The 22,734-nt window shown below is 61.1% G+C and carries 20 protein-coding genes; 8 read left to right on the forward strand and 12 right to left on the reverse strand.

The window, feature by feature from the left end; genetic code table 11:
• Positions 1–140 precede the first annotated feature (140 nt).
• Complete coding sequence (locus ABSE61_RS18515; protein ID WP_423872578.1) at positions 141–671, reverse strand: DedA family protein; 531 nt, start codon at positions 669–671, stop codon at positions 141–143.
• Between the two features lie 257 nt (positions 672–928).
• On the opposite strand from ABSE61_RS18515, the gene parE reads away from it, so the two are divergent.
• The 4 genes from parE to ABSE61_RS18535 all read left to right on the forward strand — a co-directional run bounded on the left by parE (position 929) and on the right by ABSE61_RS18535 (position 5,306).
• Entirely contained in the window at positions 929–2,986 is a 2,058-nt protein-coding gene (gene parE, locus ABSE61_RS18520; protein WP_423872579.1) for a DNA topoisomerase IV subunit B, read from the forward strand.
• 258 nt (positions 2,987–3,244) lie between these two features.
• The gene (locus tag ABSE61_RS18525) at positions 3,245–4,027 is read left to right on the forward strand and encodes an outer membrane protein (RefSeq protein WP_423872580.1); all 783 of its coding nucleotides are present in this window, start codon (positions 3,245–3,247) and stop codon (positions 4,025–4,027) included.
• A gap of 140 nt (positions 4,028–4,167) precedes the next feature.
• Positions 4,168–4,353 (forward strand): hypothetical protein, encoded by a 186-nt coding sequence (locus tag ABSE61_RS18530; protein ID WP_423872581.1) that lies wholly within the window; start codon positions 4,168–4,170, stop codon positions 4,351–4,353.
• Positions 4,354–4,535: 182 nt separating this feature from the next.
• Positions 4,536–5,306, forward strand: a complete 771-nt coding sequence (locus ABSE61_RS18535) for an SDR family NAD(P)-dependent oxidoreductase (RefSeq protein WP_423872582.1) — start codon at positions 4,536–4,538, stop codon at positions 5,304–5,306.
• Between the two features lie 131 nt (positions 5,307–5,437).
• Here ABSE61_RS18535 and ABSE61_RS18540 read toward each other — a convergent pair whose 3' ends face one another.
• Together ABSE61_RS18540 and ABSE61_RS18545 are read right to left on the reverse strand one after the other, a co-directional pair.
• Entirely contained in the window at positions 5,438–6,673 is a 1,236-nt protein-coding gene (locus tag ABSE61_RS18540) for an FAD-dependent oxidoreductase (protein WP_423872583.1), read from the reverse strand.
• 52 nt (positions 6,674–6,725) lie between these two features.
• Complete coding sequence (locus ABSE61_RS18545; protein WP_423872647.1) at positions 6,726–8,234, reverse strand: caspase family protein; 1,509 nt, start codon at positions 8,232–8,234, stop codon at positions 6,726–6,728.
• Positions 8,235–8,734: 500 nt separating this feature from the next.
• Here ABSE61_RS18545 and ABSE61_RS18550 point away from each other — a divergent pair, with 500 nt between their 5' ends.
• Together ABSE61_RS18550 and ABSE61_RS18555 are read left to right on the forward strand one after the other, a co-directional pair.
• A complete protein-coding gene (locus tag ABSE61_RS18550; RefSeq protein WP_423872584.1) occupies positions 8,735–10,189 on the forward strand; it encodes a DEAD/DEAH box helicase in 1,455 nt (484 codons plus the stop codon).
• Between the two features lie 147 nt (positions 10,190–10,336).
• Positions 10,337–11,371: a GGDEF domain-containing protein gene (locus tag ABSE61_RS18555; RefSeq protein WP_423872648.1), complete on the forward strand. Its 1,035-nt coding sequence runs from the start codon at positions 10,337–10,339 to the stop codon at positions 11,369–11,371.
• A 131-nt stretch (positions 11,372–11,502) separates the two neighbouring features.
• On the opposite strand, the gene ABSE61_RS18560 is transcribed toward ABSE61_RS18555, so the two are convergent.
• From ABSE61_RS18560 to ABSE61_RS18595, 8 genes are all read right to left on the reverse strand, one after another.
• The gene (locus ABSE61_RS18560) at positions 11,503–11,997 is read right to left on the reverse strand and encodes a TfoX/Sxy family protein (protein ID WP_423872585.1); all 495 of its coding nucleotides are present in this window, start codon (positions 11,995–11,997) and stop codon (positions 11,503–11,505) included.
• 60 nt (positions 11,998–12,057) lie between these two features.
• Positions 12,058–12,474 carry a HesB/IscA family protein gene (locus ABSE61_RS18565; RefSeq protein ID WP_423872586.1) on the reverse strand — a complete coding sequence of 139 codons (417 nt, stop codon included), beginning with the start codon at positions 12,472–12,474 and terminating at the stop codon, positions 12,058–12,060.
• A gap of 52 nt (positions 12,475–12,526) precedes the next feature.
• On the reverse strand, positions 12,527–12,865 hold the full coding sequence (locus tag ABSE61_RS18570) for an SUF system Fe-S cluster assembly protein (protein WP_423872649.1): 339 nt from the start codon (positions 12,863–12,865) through the stop codon (positions 12,527–12,529).
• Between the two features lie 89 nt (positions 12,866–12,954).
• A complete protein-coding gene (locus tag ABSE61_RS18575; protein WP_423872587.1) occupies positions 12,955–14,202 on the reverse strand; it encodes a cysteine desulfurase in 1,248 nt (415 codons plus the stop codon).
• Positions 14,199–15,524: a Fe-S cluster assembly protein SufD gene (sufD, locus tag ABSE61_RS18580; RefSeq protein WP_423872588.1), complete on the reverse strand. Its 1,326-nt coding sequence runs from the start codon at positions 15,522–15,524 to the stop codon at positions 14,199–14,201. Before sufD ends, ABSE61_RS18575 begins: the two co-directional genes overlap by 4 nt.
• 17 nt (positions 15,525–15,541) lie before the next feature.
• Complete coding sequence (gene sufC / locus ABSE61_RS18585) at positions 15,542–16,294, reverse strand: Fe-S cluster assembly ATPase SufC (protein ID WP_423872589.1); 753 nt, start codon at positions 16,292–16,294, stop codon at positions 15,542–15,544.
• 74 nt (positions 16,295–16,368) lie between these two features.
• On the reverse strand, positions 16,369–17,865 hold the full coding sequence (gene sufB / locus ABSE61_RS18590) for a Fe-S cluster assembly protein SufB (protein WP_423872590.1): 1,497 nt from the start codon (positions 17,863–17,865) through the stop codon (positions 16,369–16,371).
• A gap of 97 nt (positions 17,866–17,962) precedes the next feature.
• The gene (locus tag ABSE61_RS18595) at positions 17,963–19,120 is read right to left on the reverse strand and encodes a cysteine desulfurase family protein (protein WP_423872591.1); all 1,158 of its coding nucleotides are present in this window, start codon (positions 19,118–19,120) and stop codon (positions 17,963–17,965) included.
• A 296-nt stretch (positions 19,121–19,416) separates the two neighbouring features.
• Here ABSE61_RS18595 and ABSE61_RS18600 point away from each other — a divergent pair, with 296 nt between their 5' ends.
• Positions 19,417–20,064 carry an alpha/beta hydrolase gene (locus ABSE61_RS18600; protein WP_298106051.1) on the forward strand — a complete coding sequence of 216 codons (648 nt, stop codon included), beginning with the start codon at positions 19,417–19,419 and terminating at the stop codon, positions 20,062–20,064.
• A gap of 63 nt (positions 20,065–20,127) precedes the next feature.
• Here ABSE61_RS18600 and ABSE61_RS18605 read toward each other — a convergent pair whose 3' ends face one another.
• Entirely contained in the window at positions 20,128–21,228 is a 1,101-nt protein-coding gene (locus ABSE61_RS18605) for an anhydro-N-acetylmuramic acid kinase (RefSeq protein WP_423872650.1), read from the reverse strand.
• 185 nt (positions 21,229–21,413) lie between these two features.
• Here ABSE61_RS18605 and tyrS point away from each other — a divergent pair, with 185 nt between their 5' ends.
• Entirely contained in the window at positions 21,414–22,667 is a 1,254-nt protein-coding gene (tyrS, locus tag ABSE61_RS18610) for a tyrosine--tRNA ligase (protein ID WP_423872592.1), read from the forward strand.
• Positions 22,668–22,734 lie beyond the last annotated feature (67 nt).

Below are 22,734 nucleotides of genomic sequence, written 5' to 3' on the forward strand. Positions count from 1 at the left end.
CGCCCAAACCGCTGAAATGCGGCGGCGATAGGCGAACAAAGGGATCGCGGCGTCGATCATGGCGCGGGCTATAAAACCGTCGCGGTCCGGCGTCAAGGTTTTAGGCGTTTTTTCGTGAATAGGCGCTAAACACGGCCGCCTCAAACTGCCCGCCAAAGCCAGTCGACGATCTCCGCAATCACGTCGCCGAACAACAATAACGCCGCCGACCAGACCAATGCGGACACGAAATTGGCGATCTGGAATTGCCAATAAGGCATTTCAAAAATCCCGGCCGCCAGCGGCACCGAGGCCCGCAGCGGACCGAAAAAACGCCCGATGAAAATGCTCGGCACGCCCCAGGATTTCACGAAGGCCTCGCCGCGCGGCAAGATTTCCGGATATCGCGACAGCGGCCACATCTGCGCGACACGTTCCTTGTATTTGAAGCCGAACCAATAGGAGACCCAGTCGCCGAGGGCTGCGCCAATTCCGCCCGCGATCCACAGCGGCCAGAAGCTCATGCCACTGACGCCGATCAAAGCGCCGATCGCCACCAACGCACCCCAGGCCGGGATCAACAGCGAAATGAAGGCGAGCGATTCCCCGAACGCGAGCAACAACACGATCGGCGAGGCCCAGACCTGATGGTCGCGCACGAAATCGGCAAGCGCGCGCGTATATTCTTCCATTCCAAGAGGCCTTTCCCGGCAATGCCTGTAAGCCGGCCGACCGTCAACATCAAGTCACAATGGTGCTCCAGGAAAGCTCCCCCGCTCGGCCGTCTGCGCTGATCGATTTCTGCACTTCGCGCACTACATAACTCAGCACCAGATAACTCGTAAGTACCGGCGCCTCCCCTTACGGCCGTCACTTTTCACGTCCAACCGTGGCATAGTCAGGACAACCGATTCGCCCCGCGCGGCTCTCCGCCATCACCTGTAAAACGATGCCCAAATCATTGAAATCAAACGCTAAAACAAAACCTTCCGACGATCTGTTTGAGGCCAACGCGCCGAAAGCCAAGTCGGCGGCCAAAGCCGCTTCACGCCCCAGCAGCGCCGAGGCCGGCTACACCGCACGCGACATCGAAGTCCTCGAAGGGCTCGAGCCGGTGCGGCGGCGACCCGGCATGTATATCGGCGGGACCGACGAGAAAGCGCTCCATCATCTGTTTGCCGAGGTCATCGACAACTCGATGGACGAGGCGCTTGCGGGCCACGCCACCTTCATCGAGGTCGAACTCGACACGGAAGGATTTCTGACCGTCACCGACAACGGCCGCGGCATCCCGGTCGATCCGCATCAAAAATTTCCAAAAAAATCCGCGCTCGAAGTCGTCATGTGCACGCTGCATGCCGGCGGCAAATTCGATTCCAAAGCATATGAGACCTCGGGCGGTCTGCACGGCGTCGGCGTCTCTGTGGTCAACGCGCTGTCGTCGCGGCTGGAAGTCGAGGTCGCGCGCGAACAGAAGCTTTACCGCATGGTGTTCGAACGCGGCCACCCCAAGGGCAAGCTCGAAGATCTCGGCAAGGTCAGCAACCGCCGCGGCACCCGAGTGCGCTTCAAGCCCGACAGCGAGATCTTCGGCGCCAAGGCCGTATTCAAACCCCAGCGCCTGTTCAAAATGGCGCGCTCGAAAGCGTACCTGTTCGGCGGTGTTAAAATTCGCTGGCGCTGCGATCCCGCTTTGCTGAAAGGCATCGAGGATGTCCCGGCCGAGGACAGTTTTCATTTTCCCGGCGGCCTGAAGGATTATCTCGCCGCCGCCATCCACGCCGACACGCTGGTGCATCCGGATATTTTCTCCGGCAAATCGGGCCGCGTCGGCGCGCATGGCGCCTGCGAATGGGCGGTGGCCTGGACCGCCGATGCGGACGGCTTCTTGTCTTCCTACTGCAACACGGTGCCGACCCAGGATGGCGGCACGCATGAATCTGGCATGCGCAGCGCGCTTTTGCGTGGCCTGAAGGATCACGCCGAACGTGTGGGCCAGGGCAAGCGCGCTGGCTCCATTACTTCGGAAGACGTGATGGTCGGCGCGGCCGTGATGCTATCTGTGTTCGTTCGCGAACCGGAATTTCAGGGCCAGACCAAGGATCGCCTCGCCACGGCGGAAGCGCAACGCATCGTCGAACAGGCGATCAAGGACCCGTTCGACCACTGGCTCTCCGGCAATCCACTGCAAGCCAACAAGCTTCTTGATTTCGTCGCCGAGCGCGCCGAGGAGCGGCTGCGCCGCCGCGCCGAAAAGGAGATTTCGCGCAAGAGCGCGGTAAAGAAGCTGCGCCTGCCCGGCAAACTCGCCGATTGCACCGACACCGCTGCGGAAGGCTCCGAACTCTTCATCGTCGAAGGCGACTCGGCCGGCGGCAGCGCCAAACAGGCGCGTGACCGCAAGACTCAGGCGATCCTTCCGTTGCGCGGCAAGATCCTCAACGTCGCTTCCGCCACCAAGGACAAGCTCGTCGCCAATGCGCAGCTCGGCGACCTGATCCAGGCGATCGGTTGCGGCACCGGCGCACACTATCGCGAAGAGGATTTGCGTTATTCGCGCATCATCATCATGACCGACGCCGACGTCGACGGCGCCCATATCGCCTCGCTCCTGATCACTTTTTTTTACCGGCAGATGCCGCGGCTGATCGACGAGGGCCATCTCTATCTCGCGGTCCCGCCGCTTTATCGCCTCACCCATGGCAGCAAGACGCTTTATGCCCGCGACGAGGCGCACCGGGATGCCCTGATCAAAAGCGAGTTCAACGCCAACGCTAAGGTCGATGTCAGCCGCTTCAAGGGCCTTGGCGAGATGATGCCCGCCCAGCTCAAGGAAACCGCCATGGACCCCTCCAAACGCATGCTGCTGCGGGTGGTGCTTCTGGCCGACGACCGCGAAGGCACTGCCGATTCGGTCGAGCGGTTGATGGGTACCAAGGCCGAAGCGCGCTTCGCCTTTATTTCCGACAAGGCGGAATTCGCGAGCGAAGACCTTCTGGACGTGTAGGTTTCAAGAGAATTCGGGCTTCTTCGCTGGAATTCAGGCTTCTGCGTTGCTGCGGTCGCGAGGAAGGTAAGATTTTGCCCTTATCCGCTGATTTTAAAGGATTTTTGACTTCTCGAATTCTGCGGATACCCGCGTTTTGCAGTCCTGTGTGCCTCCCCGGCCACAGCTTTTTGGACGAAACTAGCTATAACTGTGTTCAGAGATTCGAAATCGCCTGCCGCGATCAGCGGTTCGGCGCCAAAGCTGGGGACTACAATTATGAAAAAGTTGGTGTTGGCCTTGACCGCGGTTGCGGCGTTCACTGGATCGGCTCTTGCGGCCGACCTTCCCGCTCGCACCTACACTAAGGCTCCGGTGGCGGTTGAGCCGGTTTACAACTGGACCGGTTTCTACATTTTCGGCGGCGCCGGCGGCGGCGTCTGGGATGCTGACCAGAACAGCGTGAATGCGGCTGGAAACGCGACCACCATCAATTCGAGGTCGGGTGGCGACGGTTGGTTCGGCACGGTTGGTGCCGGCTATGATTGGCAGTTCAACCATTCGTGGGTTGCCGGTATCTTCGCTGACGGCCAGTTCGGCAGTCTCCGTGGCAATATCACCGACTCCTTCAACGCCCTGACCGGTACCGAAAAGCTTCGCGATACCTGGGCCGCCGGTGTGCGTTTGGGCTACCTCGTGGCTCCGAACGTTTATTCGTACGTCAACGCCGGCTTCACCGAGTCGTTCTGGTCCGGCAGCCAACTCGGTCTCGTGACCGGCACCGCGGCTACTGTCAGCACGCCTTCCTTCAACCGTAACGGCTGGTTCGTCGGTGGCGGCGTCGAGAACAACCTGAACATCTTCGGCATCACGGCGCCGGGCTGGTTCATGAAGACCGAATATCGTGCGGCCTACTTCAACCGCGCCACGCTGGCGGAAAGCTTTATCACGACCGGAGTCCCGACCGGCAACTCCACCACCTTCCACCCGCTCGTGCAGACCATCTCGACTTCGCTGGTCTACCGCTTCAACTGGGGTGGCCCGGTGGTCGCCAAGTACTGATCTGAGCTGAGATTAAAATTCAAAAGCCCCGGCATCGCCCGGGGCTTTTTTGTGTCTCATGCGAAAGTCCTCGTGACGAAGCCGCCCGGCCGCCTTTAAATACCGTCAGGCCGAAAACGGCGTCACCAGAGGAAACCCCCATGCGCAACTTGCTGCTCGTCCTTGGCTTGCTCGCGCTGGCGATCGGCCTGCTATGGATCGGTCAGGGCACGGGCATGATCACCTGGCCCGCCTCAAGCTTCATGATCCGGCAAATCGAATGGGCCGGCTACGGCGCGGCGCTGGCCGGCCTCGGTCTGGTGCTGATCTGGCAGAGCAAGCGGTAGAGCAATACGACGTTATTTCGTCATGGCCGGGCATAGCTGTCCGAAGGACGACGTCGCTTCCGCTTGCCTATGCCCAGCCATCCATGTCTTTAAGCACGAGTAGCAAGAAAGACGTGGATGCAACGTCTAGCGCGAAGACGCGCTTCGCGCTTTTGCGCGGGCATGACAAGAGGATCCTCTCGATGAAAACAGGACTGTTCGACCTCAGCGGCAAGGTTGCGATCGTGACCGGCGGCAATGGCGGCATCGGCCTTGGCATGGCCCTCGGGCTCGCGGCCAATGGCGCTGCCATTGCCATTGTCGGCCGAAACGAAACGAAATCGGCCGCGGCTGTCGCCGACCTTGTGAAAGACGGCCACAAGGCCATCGCGGTCGCAACCGACGTCACCAATGAGGCCGCGGTCGCCGCCATGGTCGAGCGCGTTCGGCGTGAACTGGGACGGGTCGATATTCTCGTCAATAACGCCGGGATCAACATCCGCAAGCCGCCCGAGGCGCTCGATATCGCCGAATGGGACAGCGTGATCTCCACCAACCTGACTAGCGCGTTCCTGTGCTCACGCGCGGCCCATCCGGCGATGAAAGCTGTCGGCGGCGGCAAGATCATCAATATCGGTTCGATGATGTCGATCTTCGGCGCCAGCTTTGCGCCGGCCTATGCCGCAAGCAAAGGCGGCATCGTGCAATTCACCCGCTCCTGCGCGGTCGCCTGGGCGGCGGATAACATTCAGGTCAACGCTATCCTGCCCGGATGGATCGACACCGACCTGACCCGGCGCGCGCGCGAACAGATCACGGGCCTTCATGACAAGGTATTGGCACGAACGCCCGCGGCCCGCTGGGGCACGTCCGGCGACTTCGCCGGCATCGCGGCATTTCTCGCCTCTCCTGCATCGGACTTCGTGACCGGCACGGCGATCCCGGTCGACGGCGGCTTTTCGGTGATGGGGTAAAGCGTTTTCAAGCGAAGCATGCCCTCGGACTTGATCCGAGGGTGGGAACCGGTTCGCATAGCAATCAAGTTTACGCAGATTGCGTGGACTTATCTGCGCTAGAAAACGCGTCAAAATAGAATTTCGGCACTTCACTGCGCCGGCGAATGCACATGCTCGGGACGAACGCCGATCACAACAAACCGTGCGGTGATGCCCTGTAGCCAGGGTATTGCGTTGACTAGCCGCGCAAACAGCGGGGCGCGAAGCGGTTGGTTGCCAAGCTTGAGCGCAACGCTGATGATCTTGTTCTGAACAACGACTTGCATGGTCTGCGTCATCCGCACCGGAAACGCGCGCCGGCGCCGCACCGCATCGAGTTCGTCTTCGGAAGGACAGCCCCTGCTCTGCTTGACCGCGGCTAATTTCGCCGCGAGCAAATTCGCGGTCGCGACCGCATCCTGAATCGCGAGATTGACGCCGACGCCGCCGACCGGCGACATCGCATGCGCTGCGTCGCCGATGCAAAGCAGTCCCGGCAGCGTCCACCGTTTCAGCCGGTTGATCGCGACCGTCAGCAATTTGACGTCGTCCCAACTCTTTACATCCGCCATGCCCGCGCTCAGGACAGGCGCCATGCCGATGACATCGTTGTGAAAGGCGTCCAGCCCCCTCCCCTTCACGGCGTCAAACTGGTCTTTGGCGATGACGTAGGCGCATTGCCAGTAGTCGCCGCGGTCGAAAGTGACAAGCATCTTGCCGGTTTGAACACGTGCGAACAGGTTCTCGGTTTCGTCGGCCCGCCTGCCGGCGCGAAACCACAGCACGTCCATGGGCGCGCCGATTTCTTTCACCTCAAGGCCTGCGCGTTCGCGCACGATCGAATGCCGCCCGTCGCATCCGATCGTCAGACCAGCGCGGATTTCGACCGGTCCCTCCGGCGTGTCGGCGGTGACGCCGACCACCGCGTCACCCGACCGGATGAGGTCGGTGGCCGTGGCGTTCATCATGACGTTAAGGCAGGCAAACCGTTTGCCGCTTTCGCGCAGGAAATTGAGAAAATCCCATTGCGGCATCATGGCAATGAACGGGTATTTGACGTCCACACGGCTGAGGTCGGCGATGCGGATCGAGTCGTCGCCGAATTGGCCGTCCATCTTCTGCAACTGCTGATGCGGGACCTTCAGGAAGCCGTCGATCAGCCCCAGTTCGTCCATCACCTGCAAGGTCGAGGGGTGAACCGTGTCGCCGCGAAAATCTCGAAAGAAATCGGCGTGTTTCTCCAGCACGACCGTCTCGATGCCGGCGCGGCCCAACAGATAACCCAGCATCATGCCCGCCGGCCCGCCACCGACAATGCAGCAATGGGTTTGAATGATTCGGGGCATACCTACTCCCGCACGGTGCGATGTGCGCCGTTTCCCGCCTTGCCTGCGAATATCAGCGGCGGAAGCTCTTTATTTCAGAGACGCTGCCGTCGCGATAGGTCAATTCGACCGAGACGAATTGGTTCGACGGCGACAGCTTTAGATAAGGCTTGGCGTCATGCGGAATGGCGCTCGGATCCTTCATGTCGCACGGCGGCATTTTCAGCACCTGATCCGGCACCGACGTATCGATCCCGATGCGCACTTCGCGAATGGCGCAGCGATAGGACATCAGATGGGTGTAATAGACCAGCAGCCCATTGAACTCGCGAAATGACAGCCAGCTTGTCGCGGTCATGTCGAGGATTTTTCGCTGATCGTGGATCAAGGCCGCTTCCGGATCGAACCTGATCGGGAACGGCCCCTGCAGATTGCCGGACACGTCGACGTAACGCACCTCGATCGTGGCCGCTGGCGCATCCGCTGCCAGTTCGACCGAGGGGTTGGGCATCCGCTTGCGGGTTCGCGGATCGAGCGTGTCGAGAAATCCGGTCTCGCGGAAATCGCCGGCATTTCCCATTCGCCAGGAAATGCCGAGCGAAGGATCGGCAATCGAAAACACCACGCTCCAGCCGCCATTGTGACGGGAGAACATCGCAATCGGCGCATTGACCGAGTCTTCTTTCGGCGGCCGCGGAACCACTGCCGGCGACAATGCCGCGACTTGCGGCTGCGGCTCGGCAGGTTTCCCGGCGTCCATGTTCGTAGCCTTGTTCGTATCCTTGGCCGCATCGGCCTGCGCTTTTTCGATGCCGTTCAAAAAGACGTCGTCGACCATCTGGTCGAAATAAACCGGTATCTGCTTGTGGCTCACCGTCCCCGCCATTTCGCTGACGATGCGGCGCGTATGCTGGGCCACCTGCACGAGATTTTCACCGGGCTGCAAAAGCTCCTTGGCGAAGGTGCGCGTGAATACCGAGTTCGGATTGTTGTCGCTGTTGGAAAGGCGATCGAGCGCGGTCTGGCGGGGCCCTGCCGAAAACACCGAAAACACGCCTTCCGGCAACTGCGTCATCGGCGCCAGCCCGCCGCCACCGGCCACCGCCCGCGTGCCCGTCCGCTCGAACGGATTGTTGCGGCAGGCATCGAACACCAGGATCGCGGTGCGCGCCTTTTTGTTCTGCAAGCGCTCGATGATGCGGTCGGCGAGCACGGAAGCGTCGCGCACCAATTCTTCCTGCCCTTCGGTGGCCGCCGGCACGTCGATCGGCAGCAGGAAATTCTGCCCGGCGATTTCAAAGCCATGGCCGGCGTAAAAGAAAAACGCGGTATCGCCGGGCTCAACCGCATGATCGAAGGCGAGCAGCGTTTCGCTGAAGGCCTGTCTGGTCTGGTTTTCCGCCACCATCACGGAGAAGCCGAGCTGCTTGAGCGTCTCGCCCATGGTGCGGGCATCGTTGACCGCCTTCTGCAGCTTCGGCACGTTCTTGTAATCGTTATTGCCGATGACCAGCGCCACGCGCTTGGCCGCCTGTGCCGGGGCAACAAGAAGAGCGGCAAGCGCAAGCCCCAGCGCCGCCATCGCAAATCCCAACCGCACCGACCGCCTCATCGTGATCCTGCGCCCGCAGAAAATACCCTTGTATCGTAGTCGACCCGGCTATTTGAAGGGTTCAACCTGCTTTCGTCCGATGGAGTGGGTTTGATATCTGCGATCTTAGCGGGGGTGCCATTTTCAATGGTGGTGACATCAAGCGCCGTGTTTGGAAACATCGTCATTTCCCACGCCCCGCAAGTTGCCATGTTCATCCGCGATTTGAAGGCGAAATGACAAAAAGCGCGTTATTTGTGCGAAAACATTAAGCTTTTTCGACCTTTTGCCGCGTCCAAGATTGACTTTGGCGGTTTCGACCCTATGTTCGCGCTGAAAGCGGATTTGGATCGAATGCGATTCCTTCAGTTGATCCGCCGCTGGTCAGCGTCCTTTCACCGCCCCTGAGCTTAATCAAGCAGCCGTTTCGGGGCCGAACGCGACCGCCTTTTACCCCTCGATTCCGAACGGCGGTTTCGATTAGAGGCTCAATGTCATTTTCCCATCTCGGCCTGTCCGATAAAGTGCTCGCCGCCGTCGCGGCTACCGGTTACACGACCCCCACCCCCATTCAGGAACAGGCGATTCCTCACGTTCTGGCCCGCCGAGACGTTCTCGGCATCGCTCAGACCGGCACCGGCAAGACCGCTGCCTTCGTCCTTCCGATGCTGACGATCCTGGAGAAGGGCCGCGCCCGCGCCAGGATGCCCCGCACGCTGATCCTGGAGCCGACGCGAGAACTCGCCGCCCAGGTCAAGGAGAACTTCGACCGTTACGGCGCCGGCCAGAAACTCAATGTCGCGCTTCTAATTGGCGGCGTTTCCTTTGGCGACCAGGATACCAAGCTTACCCGCGGCGTCGACGTCCTGATCGCAACGCCCGGCCGGCTGCTCGACCATACCGAACGCGGCGGGCTGCTGCTCACCGGCGTCGAACTGCTGGTCATCGATGAAGCCGACCGCATGCTCGACATGGGCTTCATCCCCGACATCGAACGCATATGCAAACTGGTGCCGTTCACGCGCCAGACGCTGTTCTTCACCGCGACGATGCCGCCGGAAATCCGGCGCATCACCGAGACCTTCCTGCACAACCCGGAGAAGGTGGAAGTCTCAAAGCCCGCGACGACGGTCGCCACCGTCACTCAGTTGCAGGTTCCCGCCGGCCGCGAAGCCCATGACAAGCGGGAAATCCTCCGTAGCCTGTTGCGCGAGGCCAAGGATCTCAACAACGCGATTATCTTCTGCAACCGCAAACGCGAAGTCGCCGTTGTATACAAGTCGCTGCAGAAACACGGCTTTAGCGTGGGTGCCCTGCATGGCGACATGGATCAATCCGCCCGCACGGCGGCACTTGATCAATTCCGCAAGGGCGAAATTCCTCTGCTAGTCGCCTCCGACGTCGCCGCCCGTGGTCTCGATATTCCGGCCGTCAGCCATGTCTTCAATTTTGACGTTCCCCATCACGCCGACGATTACGTCCACCGCATTGGCCGTACCGGCCGCGCCGGCCGTGCCGGTACTGCAATTTCCATCGTCACCTCGATCGATCAAAAATCGATGGCCGCGATCGAAAAGCTGATTGGACGGAGCATTCCTCTCGCCGAAGGCAGCTCGACGACCTCATCGTCCGAACAAGCCGCATCCCCTCGGCACGAGCGCGCAAGGGATAGCGCAAGAGACGGCGAAAGCGACGGTTCGCGCAGTGGCGGCCGCAAGCGGCGGCGCGATCGCGGAGCCGGAAACAAAAGCCGAAGCCGCAACTCGGGTTCGGAACAATCTTCGGTTGAATCCGTTGCAGCGGCGCCGGTAACCCCGTCCGCAGCACCGCGCGCCCCTTCGATCGGCCGTACGCCGACGCCGCAAACCCCTTCCGCATCAGCCGAACCAGCGGATCACTCGCATCTTCCGGCGTTTTTGTTACGACCCGTGCGCGCTCGCGTCTGACCGCCCTACCAAGGTAGGGATTTGCCGTTTACGGCTCGTTCATCAACCTCCAGTAGCTTGGGTTCCATAGTTTAGGGGATTAGCGCGAAGCGCACCGCGCTGACGTCGCTGGGGACGTGTTCAGTGCTGGACGAACATGAGCGCACGATGGCGTTTGCCGAATTGGCGCTGGGCCAGATCAGGTCCTTGCGGCAAACTGCCATCCCTCGCAATTACGAAATCTGGTACGTCTACGCGACCGGCTACAATTCGCAGCTCAACAAGGTCATCAACGAGACGCTGGCCCTCAACGGCAAGCTGACCGAGGCCGATCTCGAGCAGATCTACGAGACCTACCTCTCCCACATCAAAACCACCGATCGAATCGACAAGGTCGGCGCGCGCGTCATCGGCGAAATCGACGACGTGATGGGACTGATCGGCGACGCGCTCGGCATGTCGGCGAGTTACAACGCGAGTTTGACCTGCGCCAGCGAAAAGCTTTCAGCTGCGGCCAATCGCGAACAGGTCATGAAAGTCGTCGACACGCTGGTCAAGACAACCCACGAGATGCGCGACACCACCAAGGCCCTGGAAGAACGGCTGACCCTGTCGAAGACGGAAATCAGCAATCTCCAGCAGAGTCTCGAGGCGATCAGGGCGGAAAGCCTGACCGACCCCTTGACTGGCCTCGGCAACCGCAAATATTTCGATCGTTCGATTGAAACCACCATTGAGACTGCGCTGGCCACGGGCGAGCCGCTCTCGCTTTTGATGTTCGACATCGACTACTTCAAGTCCTTCAACGATTCCTACGGCCATCTCACTGGCGACCAGGTGTTGCGGCTGGTCGGAATGTCGCTGAAGCAATCGATCAAGGGACAGGACATTACCGCCCGCTATGGCGGCGAGGAATTCGCCGTGGTGCTGCCCAATACGGCGCTGCGCCAGGCACTCACAGTCGCCGACCATATCCGCCGCGCCGTGATGTCAAAGGAATTGAAGAAGAAGTCCACCGGCGAGATCCTCGGCCGTGTCACGATCTCGGTCGGGGTCTCGATGCTCAAGCCGGGCGACGATGCGGATTCGCTGATCGAACGGGCCGATGCGTGCCTCTATGCGGCGAAGCGCGCCGGGCGCAACCGCGTGGTCTGCGAGGCAGACCCCGAATATGTCGCCGAAACCCGCGGCCAAGTCGCTTGACGCCCCCAGCAGTCGTCCCTGCGCAAGCAGGGACCCATAACCACCTACCTTTCGTTGAGTGATTAGCTGGGGCCACAACCGACGCAACAATACCATGCTGTGGTTAAAGGTCCCGGCTCGCGTGGAGCCTGTCATCGGGCGCGCATTCGCGCGACCCGTTGGCTTGGCTGGGACGACGGCTTATCTTTTATAGCTTTCTTCTTTTTAGCCGCTGGCTTCCTGGTCACGGCTTTCTGCGTTGGGATATTCGCTTTCTTCGCCGATTTCTTGCGCGCCGGCTTCTTGGTCTTTGGAGGTTTGCCTAGCGCAGCGCGCTGGGCCGCCGCCAACGCCGCCCTCGCCCATCCGGCCAATTCCTCCCGGTCGTCGAACAGCCGCGCCGGCAACTCCCAGTATGAATTGACGGTGACAACTTTCGCGGTCGATCGCTGTTGATACTGAAACGGCTTCGACCCTTCCGCCTGGAATTGTGGAATGGTCTGTTCGTCGGCGCGGAAATAAAGACCGGCCCGCAGCGCCAGCGCAAAGTTGGTGCCGTCGACGGAAATGCCGAAACCGGAGAACATCCGGCGCAGCGTCACCGGGCCGAAATCGGAAAACAACTCGCTTAAGAAATCGCGGTCCATCGGCGGCGCTCGTTCCCCGGCGGTGCGGCGAATGGCGGCATCAGCGCAGATCGGACGGTATCAGCCCTCGATCTCGGCCGGCTTGAGCTGCACGGATTCGCCGCAGCCGCAGGCGCCAATCTGGTTTGGGTTATTGAAGATGAACTGGGCCTGCATTTTATCAGCCTTGTAGTCCATCTCGGTGCCGAGCAGGAACAATACGGCCTTGGGATCGACCAGGATCTTCACGCCCTTGTCCTCGACGACTTCATCGGTCGGCCGGACCTCATGGGCATATTCGACGGTATAGGATTGTCCGGCACAGCCGCCGTTCTTGACGCCGACCCGCAGACCGACAATCTCGGAATCGGCGCGCTTGGTCAGTTCGGCAACGCGCGTCGCCGCGGCATCCGTCAGCCGCATGACTTGGGGACGAGGACGCTTTGCCTTGGGCGCGGGCGAACTGGGAGCTGGTGAGGTCGGGTTCATCTCTGTCATGTGGTCAATCCCAAAGCCGGTTCAATAAGGCCGCTCAATCGCCTGACGACGCTCACCACATATTGAGGACGAGACGCGCCTCGTCGGACATGCGGTCCGGCGTCCAGGCCGGATCCCACACCAGATTGACGTTGACGACGCCGACGCCAGGCACGCTCGCCACCGCGTTCTCGACCATCTGCGGCAACTCGCCCGCTGCCGGGCAATTCGGCGTGGTCAGCGTCATCATCAGATCGACCGAGCGGTCATCCTTGAGCTCGACCTTGTAGATCAGGCCTAGCTCATAAATATCCGCCGGGATTTCCGGATCGAACACGGTTTTCAGCGCGGCCACGATGTCGCCGCTCAGCCGCTCGGTTTCCTCCGGCGGCAATGTCGACTGGGTTTCCATGTTGGAAGTCTTGGCTTCCGAATCCTTGGATTCCAAATTCTTGGTTTCCAGATTCTGGGCTTCCAGATTCTTGGCTTCGATAGTGTCGGTCATGCGAACAATTCCCGCGCCTTGATCAGCGCCTGTGCCAGATGGTCGACCTCTTCCCGCGTATTATACATCCCGAACGAGGCGCGGCATGTCGCGGTCACGTTGAACCGCTCTAAAAGCGGCATCACGCAATGGGTTCCGGCGCGAACCGCGATCCCCTGCCGATCGATGACAGTCGCGACGTCGTGCGGATGCGCGCCTTTCATCTCGAAGGAAATCACTGGCCCCTTGCCTTTCGCGGTGCCGATCATCCGGATCGAATTGATTTCGCGCAAGCGCGATTCCGCGTAGGTCAGGAGGTCGTGCTCGTGCGCGGCGATGCGCTCCTTGCCGATCGAATTAACGTAGTCGATCGCGGCCCCAAGCCCGATCGCTTCCACGATCGCGGGCGTGCCCGCCTCGAATTTGTGCGGCGGGTCACCATAGGTCACCCAGTCGCGCGCCACTTCGCGGATCATTTCGCCGCCGCCGTTGTAAGGCCGCATCGCCACGAGATGATCATATTTGGCGTAGAGCACGCCGATACCAGAAGGACCGTACAGCTTGTGGCCGGTAAAGACGTAGAAATCCGCGCCGATGTCCTGGACGTCGATCGCAAGATGCACCGCGGCCTGGCTGCCGTCGATCAAAACCGGAATACCCCGGGCATGCGCGATCTTCACCACGTCCTTCACCGGAACGACGGTGCCGAGTGCGTTCGACATCTGCGTGATGGCGACGAGTTTGGTCCGCGGCGACAACTGCTTTTCGAATTCTTCGATCAGGAAGTTGCCTTCGTCGTCGACATCGACCCATTTGAGGACGGCGCCCTGACGCTCCCTGAGGAAATGCCAAGGCACGATGTTGGAATGGTGCTCCATGATCGAGAGCACGATCTCGTCGCCCTCACTGATGTTCGGCGCGCCCCAGGAGGACGCCACCAGGTTGATCGCTTCGGTCGCATTGCGGGTGAAGACGATTTCTTCAGGTCTCGATGCGTTGAGGAATTTTGCCACCTTGGCGCGGCCGCCCTCATAGCCTTCAGTCGCCGCATTGGCGAGGTAATGAAGCCCGCGATGCACGTTGGCGTATTCGCTTTTGTAGGCCTCGGTCATGCGATCGAGCACGGCGTTCGGCTTTTGCGCGGACGCAGCATTGTCGAGATAGACGAGCGGCTTGCCGTAGACCTTCAGCGCCAGCGCGGGAAAGTCTTCCCGCAGGAGGGCAACGTCATAAGAGCCATTTGAGACCGCCGGATGCATGCTCATCCCCGTGCCGCCAGCCAGCGCTGTGCGGTCGAAATCGCCAATTCGCGCAAATCGTCACTGGCGATGGATTCGATGGCCTCGCCAACGAAGGCCTGGATCAGAAGCGCCTGGGCCTCCTTCTCGGAAAGGCCGCGGGCGCGCAGGTAAAACAGCAGGCTTTCGTCGAGAGCGCCGGTGGTGGCGCCGTGGCCGCAGGTCACGTCGTCGGCAAAGATTTCCAGTTCCGGCTTGTTGTCGGCCTCGGCTTCATCCGACAACAACAAAGCCCGCGTCATCATCTTGGCGTCGGTCTTCTGCGCCTTGGGCTGAACAATGATGCGGCCCTGAAACACCGAATGGGCGCGGTCGTCGACCACGGCGCGGAATACCTCGCGGCTGGAGCAATTCGGCACCGCGTGATCGAGGAACAGCGTCGTATCGGCGTGTTGCCGGCCGTTCAGCAGGTTGACGCCGTTCGCCGTGACTTCGGAGCCCTCACCCGTAAAAGTGAAATAACCCTGGTAGCGGCTGAGGCCGCCACCGCTCGTCATGTTGAAGGTGGCGAGCCGGGCTTTCGCACCGATCGTAAAGGCTGCGGTCGTGATGTTGGTCGCATCCCTCGCATCTGCCATCAGCCGCACGTGCTGCAACTGGGCGTCAGCGCCAAGCCAAAGAGTGACGGCGTCGTTGACCTGGTAGGATTTGGCGCCGTCAGCAGCGACAAAGCTCTCCACAAGCGTCGCCTGCGCAGCCCTGCCGAGCTTCAGGAATGAGCGGGTGTAGCTGGCTGCCGACGAGCGCGCCGCGACGTGCACAATATGAAGCGGCTTGGTGAGCACAGCGCCATCGGCCACCGTGATCACGGCGCCATCGGTCGCCATGGCCGCGTTCAGCGCGATCATCGGGCCCGACATCGCGCCGTTCTCCAGCAGATCCGCACGGGCAGCGTTGCCGCCGTCTTCCAGCACCGCGCGCAGCGTTTGCACGCGAACGCCGGCTTCCGGCGCGCTCAGATTCGAGAGAGAGGGTGCAAGCACGCCGTCGATCAGCACCACCAAGCATGCTTCCACACCCGCCAGGTCGGCGAGCGCCGTTTTGGCACGCTTCAGCGTCGCGGCATCCAGAGTGGGTGCCAGCGGCAGCGCTTCGCGCATCAGCGCGCGCAGGTCGGTATATTTCCAGTCCTCGAGCCGGCGATGCGGCAGACCTGTGCGTTCAAAGGCTTCAAAAGCCTGCTGGCGCAGCTCGACGACCTTGCCGGAGCCAGGCAGCCGATCGCGCGCCGCGGTGAACAGGTTCTCCACGGCCTCTCGGGTCTCCGTTTTTGCCAAAGCAATGTTCATCGCTAAATCCGCATGACTCAGGCCGCGCCTTCGAATTGCGCGTAACCGGAAGCTTCGAGTTCCAGAGCCAGCTCCTTGCCGCCGCTTTTGACGACCTTGCCCTTCGACATCACGTGAACGAAGTCCGGCACGATGTAGTTCAGAAGCCGCTGATAGTGCGTGATCACCACCATGGCGCGGCCGGGCGAGCGCAATGCGTTGACGCCGTCGGCGGCGACGCGCAGCGCGTCGATATCGAGGCCGGAGTCCATTTCATCGAGAATGCACAGGCTCGGCTCGAACAGCGCCATCTGAAGAACTTCGTTGCGCTTCTTTTCGCCGCCGGAGAAGCCGACATTGACGCCACGCTTGAGCATGTCCTGCGGAATGTTCAACCGCTTGGCGACCTCGCGCACCTTCTTCAGGAAGTCCGGCGTGGAGAACTCATTCTCGCCGCGCGACTTGCGTTGGGCGTTCAGCGCCGTGCGCAGGAACGTCATGGTGGCGACACCGGGGATTTCCACCGGATACTGAAACGCCAGGAACACGCCCTTGGCGGCGCGCGCATCCGGCGACATCTCCAGCAAGTTTTCGCCCCTGAACAGAATTTCACCGCCGGTGACTTCGTAACCGGGCTTGCCCGCGATCACATGCGACAACGTCGATTTGCCGGAGCCGTTCGGCCCCATGATCGCGTGGACCTCGCCTTCATTGACGGTGAGCGACAGCCCATGGAGGATCTCGCGATCCTCGACACGGACTTGCAGGTTTTTGACTTCGAGTAATGGCATCACGTTGTTCCGTCTTTTCCGTTTATCCCTTGTCCCGAGGAGGCCGCGGAGCGGCCGTCTCAAAGGATAAGGTCTTATCCAACCGAACCCTCAAGCGAGATCGAGATCAGCTTCTGCGCCTCTACCGCAAATTCCATCGGCAGTTGCTGCAACACGTCTTTCACAAAGCCGTTGACGACGAGGCCAACCGCTTCTTCCTGACTCAAGCCACGCTGCACGCAGTAAAACAGCACGTCCTCGGAAATCTTCGAGGTCGTTGCTTCATGCTCGAACAGCGCGGAGGAGTTCTTTGCTTCCACATAGGGCACGGTGTGCGCGCCGCATTTGTCGCCGATCAGAAGCGAGTCGCAGGCAGTGAAGTTGCGCGCGCCGGTAGCCTTGCGGTGCGCCGTGACGAGGCCGCGATAGGTGTTTTGCGATACGCCGGCGGCGATGCCCTTGGAGATGATCCGGCTGGTCGTGTTCTTGCCGAGATGGATCATCTTGGTGCCGGAATCGACCTGCTGATGGCCGTTCGAAATCGCGATCGAATAAAACTCGCCGCGCGAGTTGTCGCCGCGCAGGATGCAGCTCGGATACTTCCAGGTGATGGCCGAACCGGTCTCGACCTGGGTCCATGAAATCTTGGAATTGACGCCGCGGCAGTCACCGCGCTTGGTGACGAAGTTGTAGATGCCGCCCTTGCCCTCGGAATTGCCCGGGTACCAGTTCTGCACCGTCGAATATTTGATCTCGGCATCGTCCAGCGTGACCAGTTCGACGACGGCGGCATGGAGCTGGTTTTCGTCGCGCTGTGGCGCGGTGCATCCTTCGAGGTAACTGACGTAAGCGCCCTTGTCGGCGATGATCAGGGTGCGCTCGAACTGCCCGGTGTTGCGCTCGTTGATGCGGAAATAGGTCGACAGTTCCATCGGGCAACGCACGCCCGGCGGCACATAGACGAACGAGCCGTCGGAAAACACGGCCGAGTTCAGCGTCGCGAAGTAATTGTCGGAGGTCGGCACCACGGTGCCGAGATACTTCTTCACGAGTTCGGGGTGTTCGCGGATCGCTTCGGAGATCGGCATGAAGATCACGCCAGCCTGCTTGAGTTCCTTCTGGAAGGTGGTTGCGACCGAAACCGAGTCGAACACGGCGTCAACCGCGATCTTGCGGCTCGCCGAAGGCTCGCCTCCGGGCGGCGGTTGTACGCCTTCCAGTATCGCGACTTCGCGCAGGGGAATGCCGAGCTTCTCGTAGGTCTTGAGAATTTCCGGATCGATCTCATCGATCGAGGAGAGCTGCTTCTTCGGCTTCGGCGCGGAGTAGTAGTAGAGATCCTGATAATCGATCTTGGGATAGTTCACCCGCGCCCAGGTCGGCTCGGTCATGGTCAGCCAGCGCCGATAGGCTTCCAGGCGCCATTCCAGCATCCACGCGGGTTCGTTCTTTTTCGCGGAGATGAAGCGGACCGTATCTTCCGAAAGCCCCTTCGGGGCCTTTTCGGACTCGATCAGCGTCTCAAACCCATATCGATACTGGTCGACGTCGATCTGGCGAACCCGATCGACCGTCTCTTGTACGGCAGCCATTTATTCCTCCGCTCGCGGTTTCAAGGACCGCGGTGGATCACAATTCAGAAGTGTCTCTTACGATGTTTCCCGGACGAAATCACCTGCTTAGAATGGTTCAAGCTGTGTTTCGTCGCTGACCCTTAAGTAGGTTACCGGCGAGCTTTCGCCAAGCCTCAAGGCACCGATCAACGTCCGCATCTCGCGTAGACCAGCCCATACTGAGCCGCACCGCGCCCCGGGCGATGTCTGGCTCAAATCCCATCGCCTCCAGCACATGGGACGGCTGCACCTTGCCGGACGAGCAGGCCGACCCCGAAGACACGGCAATTCCCGCCAGATCGAACCCGATCACGGCGGTTTCAGCCTTCAAACCAGATACCGTGAACAGAGTGGTATTCGGCAACCGTTCGACGGAATCGGAGAATACGATGACATCAGGCGTCATCCGCAGGCCATGCTCCAGCCGTTCCTGCAAGGTGCCCAGGCGGCCTCCCTCGGCCGGCAAAGCCGCCATCGCGGCCGCCGCCGCGGCGCCGAAGGCGGCGATCCCGGCGACATTCTCGGTTCCGGCACGGCGGCTCAGTTCCTGTCCGCCGCCACGCAGGAGCGGCTCCAGCCCGCTGACCCCCTCTGACAGGACCAGCGCCCCGACGCCCTTGGGGCCGCCAATCTTGTGCGCAGACAGCGTCAGGAGGTCGGCACCTGTTTTCGCCATATCGAGAGCAATTTTCCCGAACGCCTGGATCGCATCCACATGCAACAACCCTGCTGCGGCGTGAACGATCTCGGCCACTTCGGCGATCGGCTGAATCGCGCCGGTTTCGTTGTTGGCCAGCATGACCGACACCAGCGCGGGCGGGCGATCGCGAAGCAATTCGCGCAAATGATCGAGCTCGACCACGCCCGCGGGCGTGACACGTACCTTCTCCATCTGGTTTGGCAGAAACCGTCCGCCCGATAGCACGGAGGCATGCTCGATCGCCGACACCACCAACCGCTCAACCGCTGGACCTGCGTCGCGTCTGAGATTGGGCGCCAGTGCAAGCGCATTGGCCTCGGTCCCGCCCGAGGTGAAAACGACGTTTAGCGGCACGGTTCCGACGGCCTTCGCAACCGCAGCTCGCGCGTTCTCGATCCATTTCCGCGCTTCGCGGCCTTCCGCATGAACCGAGGATGCATTGCCCGGAAGATATAGCGCGTCGCTCACAGCTCGCCGCGCTTCGTCACGAAGCGGGGTCGTCGCATTCCAGTCGAAATACACGCGGTTACCCATTGCGTAATATAATACCTTCACGTTTAGCGGGCTTGTTCGGCTTGCCGCGCGTTATGCCAATTGGCGCGCATCCCGTCTCGCCGCAATCCCGGAATGCCGCCTAACATCCGGAGCAAGCAAGTGGATGTTGAAAACCCTTGCTTTTCGCCCCTCGCTCTATGTTAGAACGCGGCCTTCATCACGGGCCGTCGATCAGGCTTTGCCCAGACGTCTGTCTCACCTTCCTCTTCGCGAGGTTCTTCTGGAGCGCCAGATGATGCCTGCGACTTACTGGTCGATCTCGCCAAGGACCATCCATGCCTGAAGTCATTTTCACCGGCCCCGCGGGCCGTCTCGAAGGCCGCTATCATCCGGCCAAGCAGAAGAACGCGCCGATCGCGATGATCCTGCATCCGCACCCGCAGTTTCATGGGACGATGAATCATCAGATCGTCTACCAGTGCTACTACGCCTTTGCTCACCGCGGATTTTCGGTGCTGCGTTTCAACTTCCGCGGCGTCGGCCGCAGCCAGGGCTCGTTCGATCATGGCACCGGCGAACTGTCGGACGCGGCTTCCGCGCTCGATTGGGCGCAGACGATCAATCCGGAAGCGCGCGCCTGCTGGGTCGCCGGCTTCTCGTTCGGCGCCTGGATCGGCATGCAGTTGTTGATGCGCCGGCCGGAGGTCGAAGGCTTCATTTCGATCGCGCCGCCCGCCAATCTCTATGACTTCTCGTTCCTGGCGCCCTGCCCGTCCTCGGGCCTGATCGTGCATGGCGAGAAGGATGCGGTGGTGCCGCCAAAGGACGTCAATACGCTGGTCGAAAAACTCAAGACGCAAAAGGGCATCGTGATCGATCAACAGATCATCCCCGGCGCCAATCATTTCTTCGACGGCAAGCTCGAGCCGCTGATGCAATCGGTGACCGCTTATCTCGACATGCGGCTCGCCAACGTTCGCTGACACAGCGTTTTCAAGCGAAGCGGGTAGCGGTTCGCGTCAAGAAAACGCGTCAGACCAAGGTTTTCACGGCCGCGCGACGATGCCGCCGGTCATCGGAAACGATACGCCCGTCGTGGCGGGATAGCTGAGCGGCAGGCCTTTCAGGCCACGGGCGGCCAGAAAGCCGAAAGCCTGGGCTTCGATCGCATCCGCCGACCAGCCGAGCGCATCGGCTGCTTCGACGGTCGCCGGTTGCAACCGCTCCCGCAGCATCCGCATCATGGTGAGATTGCGCGCGCCGCCGCCGGCAACGACCCAGCTTCTGGGCCGCTTCGGCAACCGCGGAACGATTTTGGCGATTGCCGCGACGGTGAAGGCTGTCAGCGTCGCCGCACCGTCGGCGGGAGCCACATTGCCAAGCACCCGCCTCGCGAACGCGTTGCGGTCGAGCGACTTCGGCGGCGGCTGCATGAAAAACGGATCGTTCAGCGCGTCTGCGATCCACGCCGCATCCACCGTGCCTTGCGCGGCCATGCGGCCCTCGCAGTCGAACCGCTGACCGGTCGTCCGGTGCATGAAATCATCGAGCAGCGCGTTGCCGGGTCCAGTGTCACAGGCAATCAAGGTGTCGCCGTCGATATAGGTGATGTTGGAAACCCCGCCGATATTGAGCACCACAACCGGTCCCTCGCGCTCCAGCGATTGCGCAAGCGCCCGATGATAGACCGGAACAAGTGGCGCGCCCTGGCCGCCAGCGGCGACATCGGCGGCGCGGAAATCATGCATCACCGGGATACGGATGGCTTTGGCGAGCGCTGTGGCATCGCCGATCTGCACCGTCAGTCTGTCGGCGGGGCGGTGCAACACGGTCTGGCCATGGAAACCGACGATGTCGATATCTTCGCTGGCGATGCGGTTCTGGGCCTTGAAGCTGGCGACGGCTTCGGCATGGGCCGCGGTGACCACCCGCTCGGCCTCCCGAAGGATGCCCGGCCGCGCCTCGCGCGCCTCCAGATGAACGGCTTCCGTCAGGGCCTGGAGCAGGAGGCGGCGCTCGACGTCGGAATAAGGCCGATAGCCGGATGGGCCGAATGCCTTGACGCGTTTGCCGTCGGTTTCGATCATGGCGACGTCGACCCCGTCCAGCGAAGTCCCGCTCATCAGACCGATGGCCGTTAATATGATGCTCATTTAGCCTCAGCCCTACCCCAAGGGTTCAGCTCACGGTTCAGTTGGCGCGTTCAGCTTGTGCCACGCAGGCACATCTTATAATGCCACAGCACCGATGCGGGCGGCAGTCCGGCCGGTCAAGTTCCAGCAGCTTTGCTTAGCAATTAACGTAAAACAAAAATGATCAGGTTCGAAGAAAGATGAGCGCTTTCAAGTCTAATTTCCTCAACGTGCTGAAGGAACGCGGCTTTATCCACCAGGCCTCGGATTTCGAAGGCCTGGACGCGCTCGCCGCCAAAGGCGAGGCGACGGCCTATGTCGGCTACGACTGCACCGCGCCCTCGCTGCACATCGGCAATTTCCTGACCATGATGATGCTGCACTGGCTGCAGCAAAGCGGCAACAAGCCGATCACGCTGATGGGCGGCGGCACCACCATGGTCGGCGACCCCTCCGGCAAGGACGAGACCCGCGCCATCCGCACGGTTGCGGAGATCGAGGCCAACAAGGCCTCGATCCGCGGCGTATTCGCCAAGGTCCTGCATTACGGATCGGGCCAAAGCGACGCCATCATGCTCGACAATGCCGAATGGCTGACCAAGCTCAACTGGATCGAGATGCTGCGCGATATCGGCAAGCATTTCTCGGTCAATCGCATGCTGACTATGGATTCGGTTCGGCTCCGCCTCGAACGCGAACAGGAGATGAGCTTCATCGAATTCAACTACATGGTCTGTCAGGCCTACGACTTTGTCGAACTGGCGCGACGCACCGGCTGCCGCTTGCAGATGGGCGGCTCCGACCAGTGGGGCAATATCATCATGGGCGTCGATCTCGGCCGCCGCATGGGCACGACGCAACTGTTCGCGCTGACGACCCCGCTGCTCACCACCGCCTCCGGCGCCAAGATGGGCAAGACCGCGCAAGGCGCGGTCTGGCTCAATGCCGATCAGTTCTCGCCCTACGACTTCTGGCAATACTGGCGCAACACGGAGGATGCGGACGTCGTCCGGTTCTTGAAGCTGTTCACGACCTTGCCGATGGGCGAGATCGACAAACTTGCCAAGCTTGAGGGGGCCGAAATCAACGAAGCCAAGAAGGCGCTGGCGGACGCCGCCACCACACTGCTGCACGGCGCGGAGGCCGCACGCTCAGCCTCCGAGACCGCGCGGCAGACATTTGAGGAAGGCGCGATTGCGGCAAACCTTCCCACTGTCGAAGTGCCTCGCGGCGAACTCGAGGCCGGCATCAGCGTGCTCGCCTCTTTCGTCAAAGCGGGCCTTGTGGCCTCGAACGGCGAGGCACGGCGTCAGATCAAGGGCGGCGGTTTGCGTGTCAACGACGTCGCGGTCACCGACGAGAAGATGCTGCTCAAACCTTCGGAACTGACGCCTGAGGGTGTGATCAAGCTGTCGTTCGGCAAGAAGCGCCACGTCCTTCTAAGACCGATGTAATTGCCAAGGCCGCATAGGCGTATTCGCTTTTCACGCTTGCGAGGGCGCGACGAAACGCGCTCTCTGC

It is taken from the genome of Bradyrhizobium sp. (genome assembly GCF_049519115.1).
In the GTDB taxonomy this organism is placed as follows: Bacteria; Pseudomonadota; Alphaproteobacteria; order Rhizobiales; family Xanthobacteraceae; genus Bradyrhizobium.

Bases quoted from the DNA above. Each gene is read 5' to 3' on its own strand.
- ABSE61_RS18525 (WP_423872580.1), top strand. From the start codon at position 3,245: ATGAAAAAGTTGGTGTTGGCCTTGACCGCGGTTGCGGCGTTCACTGGA.
- ABSE61_RS18535 (WP_423872582.1), top strand. From the start codon at position 4,536: ATGAAAACAGGACTGTTCGACCTCAGCGGCAAGGTTGCGATCGTGACC.
- parE (WP_423872579.1), top strand. From the start codon at position 929: ATGCCCAAATCATTGAAATCAAACGCTAAAACAAAACCTTCCGACGAT.
- sufD (WP_423872588.1), bottom strand. From the start codon at position 15,524: ATGAACATTGCTTTGGCAAAAACGGAGACCCGAGAGGCCGTGGAGAAC.
- ABSE61_RS18515 (WP_423872578.1), bottom strand. From the start codon at position 671: ATGGAAGAATATACGCGCGCGCTTGCCGATTTCGTGCGCGACCATCAG.
- ABSE61_RS18540 (WP_423872583.1), bottom strand. From the start codon at position 6,673: ATGCCCCGAATCATTCAAACCCATTGCTGCATTGTCGGTGGCGGGCCG.
- sufC (WP_423872589.1), bottom strand. From the start codon at position 16,294: ATGCCATTACTCGAAGTCAAAAACCTGCAAGTCCGTGTCGAGGATCGC.
- ABSE61_RS18595 (WP_423872591.1), bottom strand. From the start codon at position 19,120: ATGGGTAACCGCGTGTATTTCGACTGGAATGCGACGACCCCGCTTCGT.
- ABSE61_RS18560 (WP_423872585.1), bottom strand. From the start codon at position 11,997: ATGGACCGCGATTTCTTAAGCGAGTTGTTTTCCGATTTCGGCCCGGTG.
- sufB (WP_423872590.1), bottom strand. From the start codon at position 17,865: ATGGCTGCCGTACAAGAGACGGTCGATCGGGTTCGCCAGATCGACGTC.
- ABSE61_RS18550 (WP_423872584.1), top strand. From the start codon at position 8,735: ATGTCATTTTCCCATCTCGGCCTGTCCGATAAAGTGCTCGCCGCCGTC.
- ABSE61_RS18530 (WP_423872581.1), top strand. From the start codon at position 4,168: ATGCGCAACTTGCTGCTCGTCCTTGGCTTGCTCGCGCTGGCGATCGGC.
- ABSE61_RS18600 (WP_298106051.1), top strand. From the start codon at position 19,417: ATGCCTGAAGTCATTTTCACCGGCCCCGCGGGCCGTCTCGAAGGCCGC.
- ABSE61_RS18570 (WP_423872649.1), bottom strand. From the start codon at position 12,865: ATGGAAACCCAGTCGACATTGCCGCCGGAGGAAACCGAGCGGCTGAGC.
- ABSE61_RS18555 (WP_423872648.1), top strand. From the start codon at position 10,337: ATGGCGTTTGCCGAATTGGCGCTGGGCCAGATCAGGTCCTTGCGGCAA.
- ABSE61_RS18575 (WP_423872587.1), bottom strand. From the start codon at position 14,202: ATGAGCATGCATCCGGCGGTCTCAAATGGCTCTTATGACGTTGCCCTC.
- ABSE61_RS18565 (WP_423872586.1), bottom strand. From the start codon at position 12,474: ATGACAGAGATGAACCCGACCTCACCAGCTCCCAGTTCGCCCGCGCCC.
- ABSE61_RS18545 (WP_423872647.1), bottom strand. From the start codon at position 8,234: ATGGCGGCGCTGGGGCTTGCGCTTGCCGCTCTTCTTGTTGCCCCGGCA.
- tyrS (WP_423872592.1), top strand. From the start codon at position 21,414: ATGAGCGCTTTCAAGTCTAATTTCCTCAACGTGCTGAAGGAACGCGGC.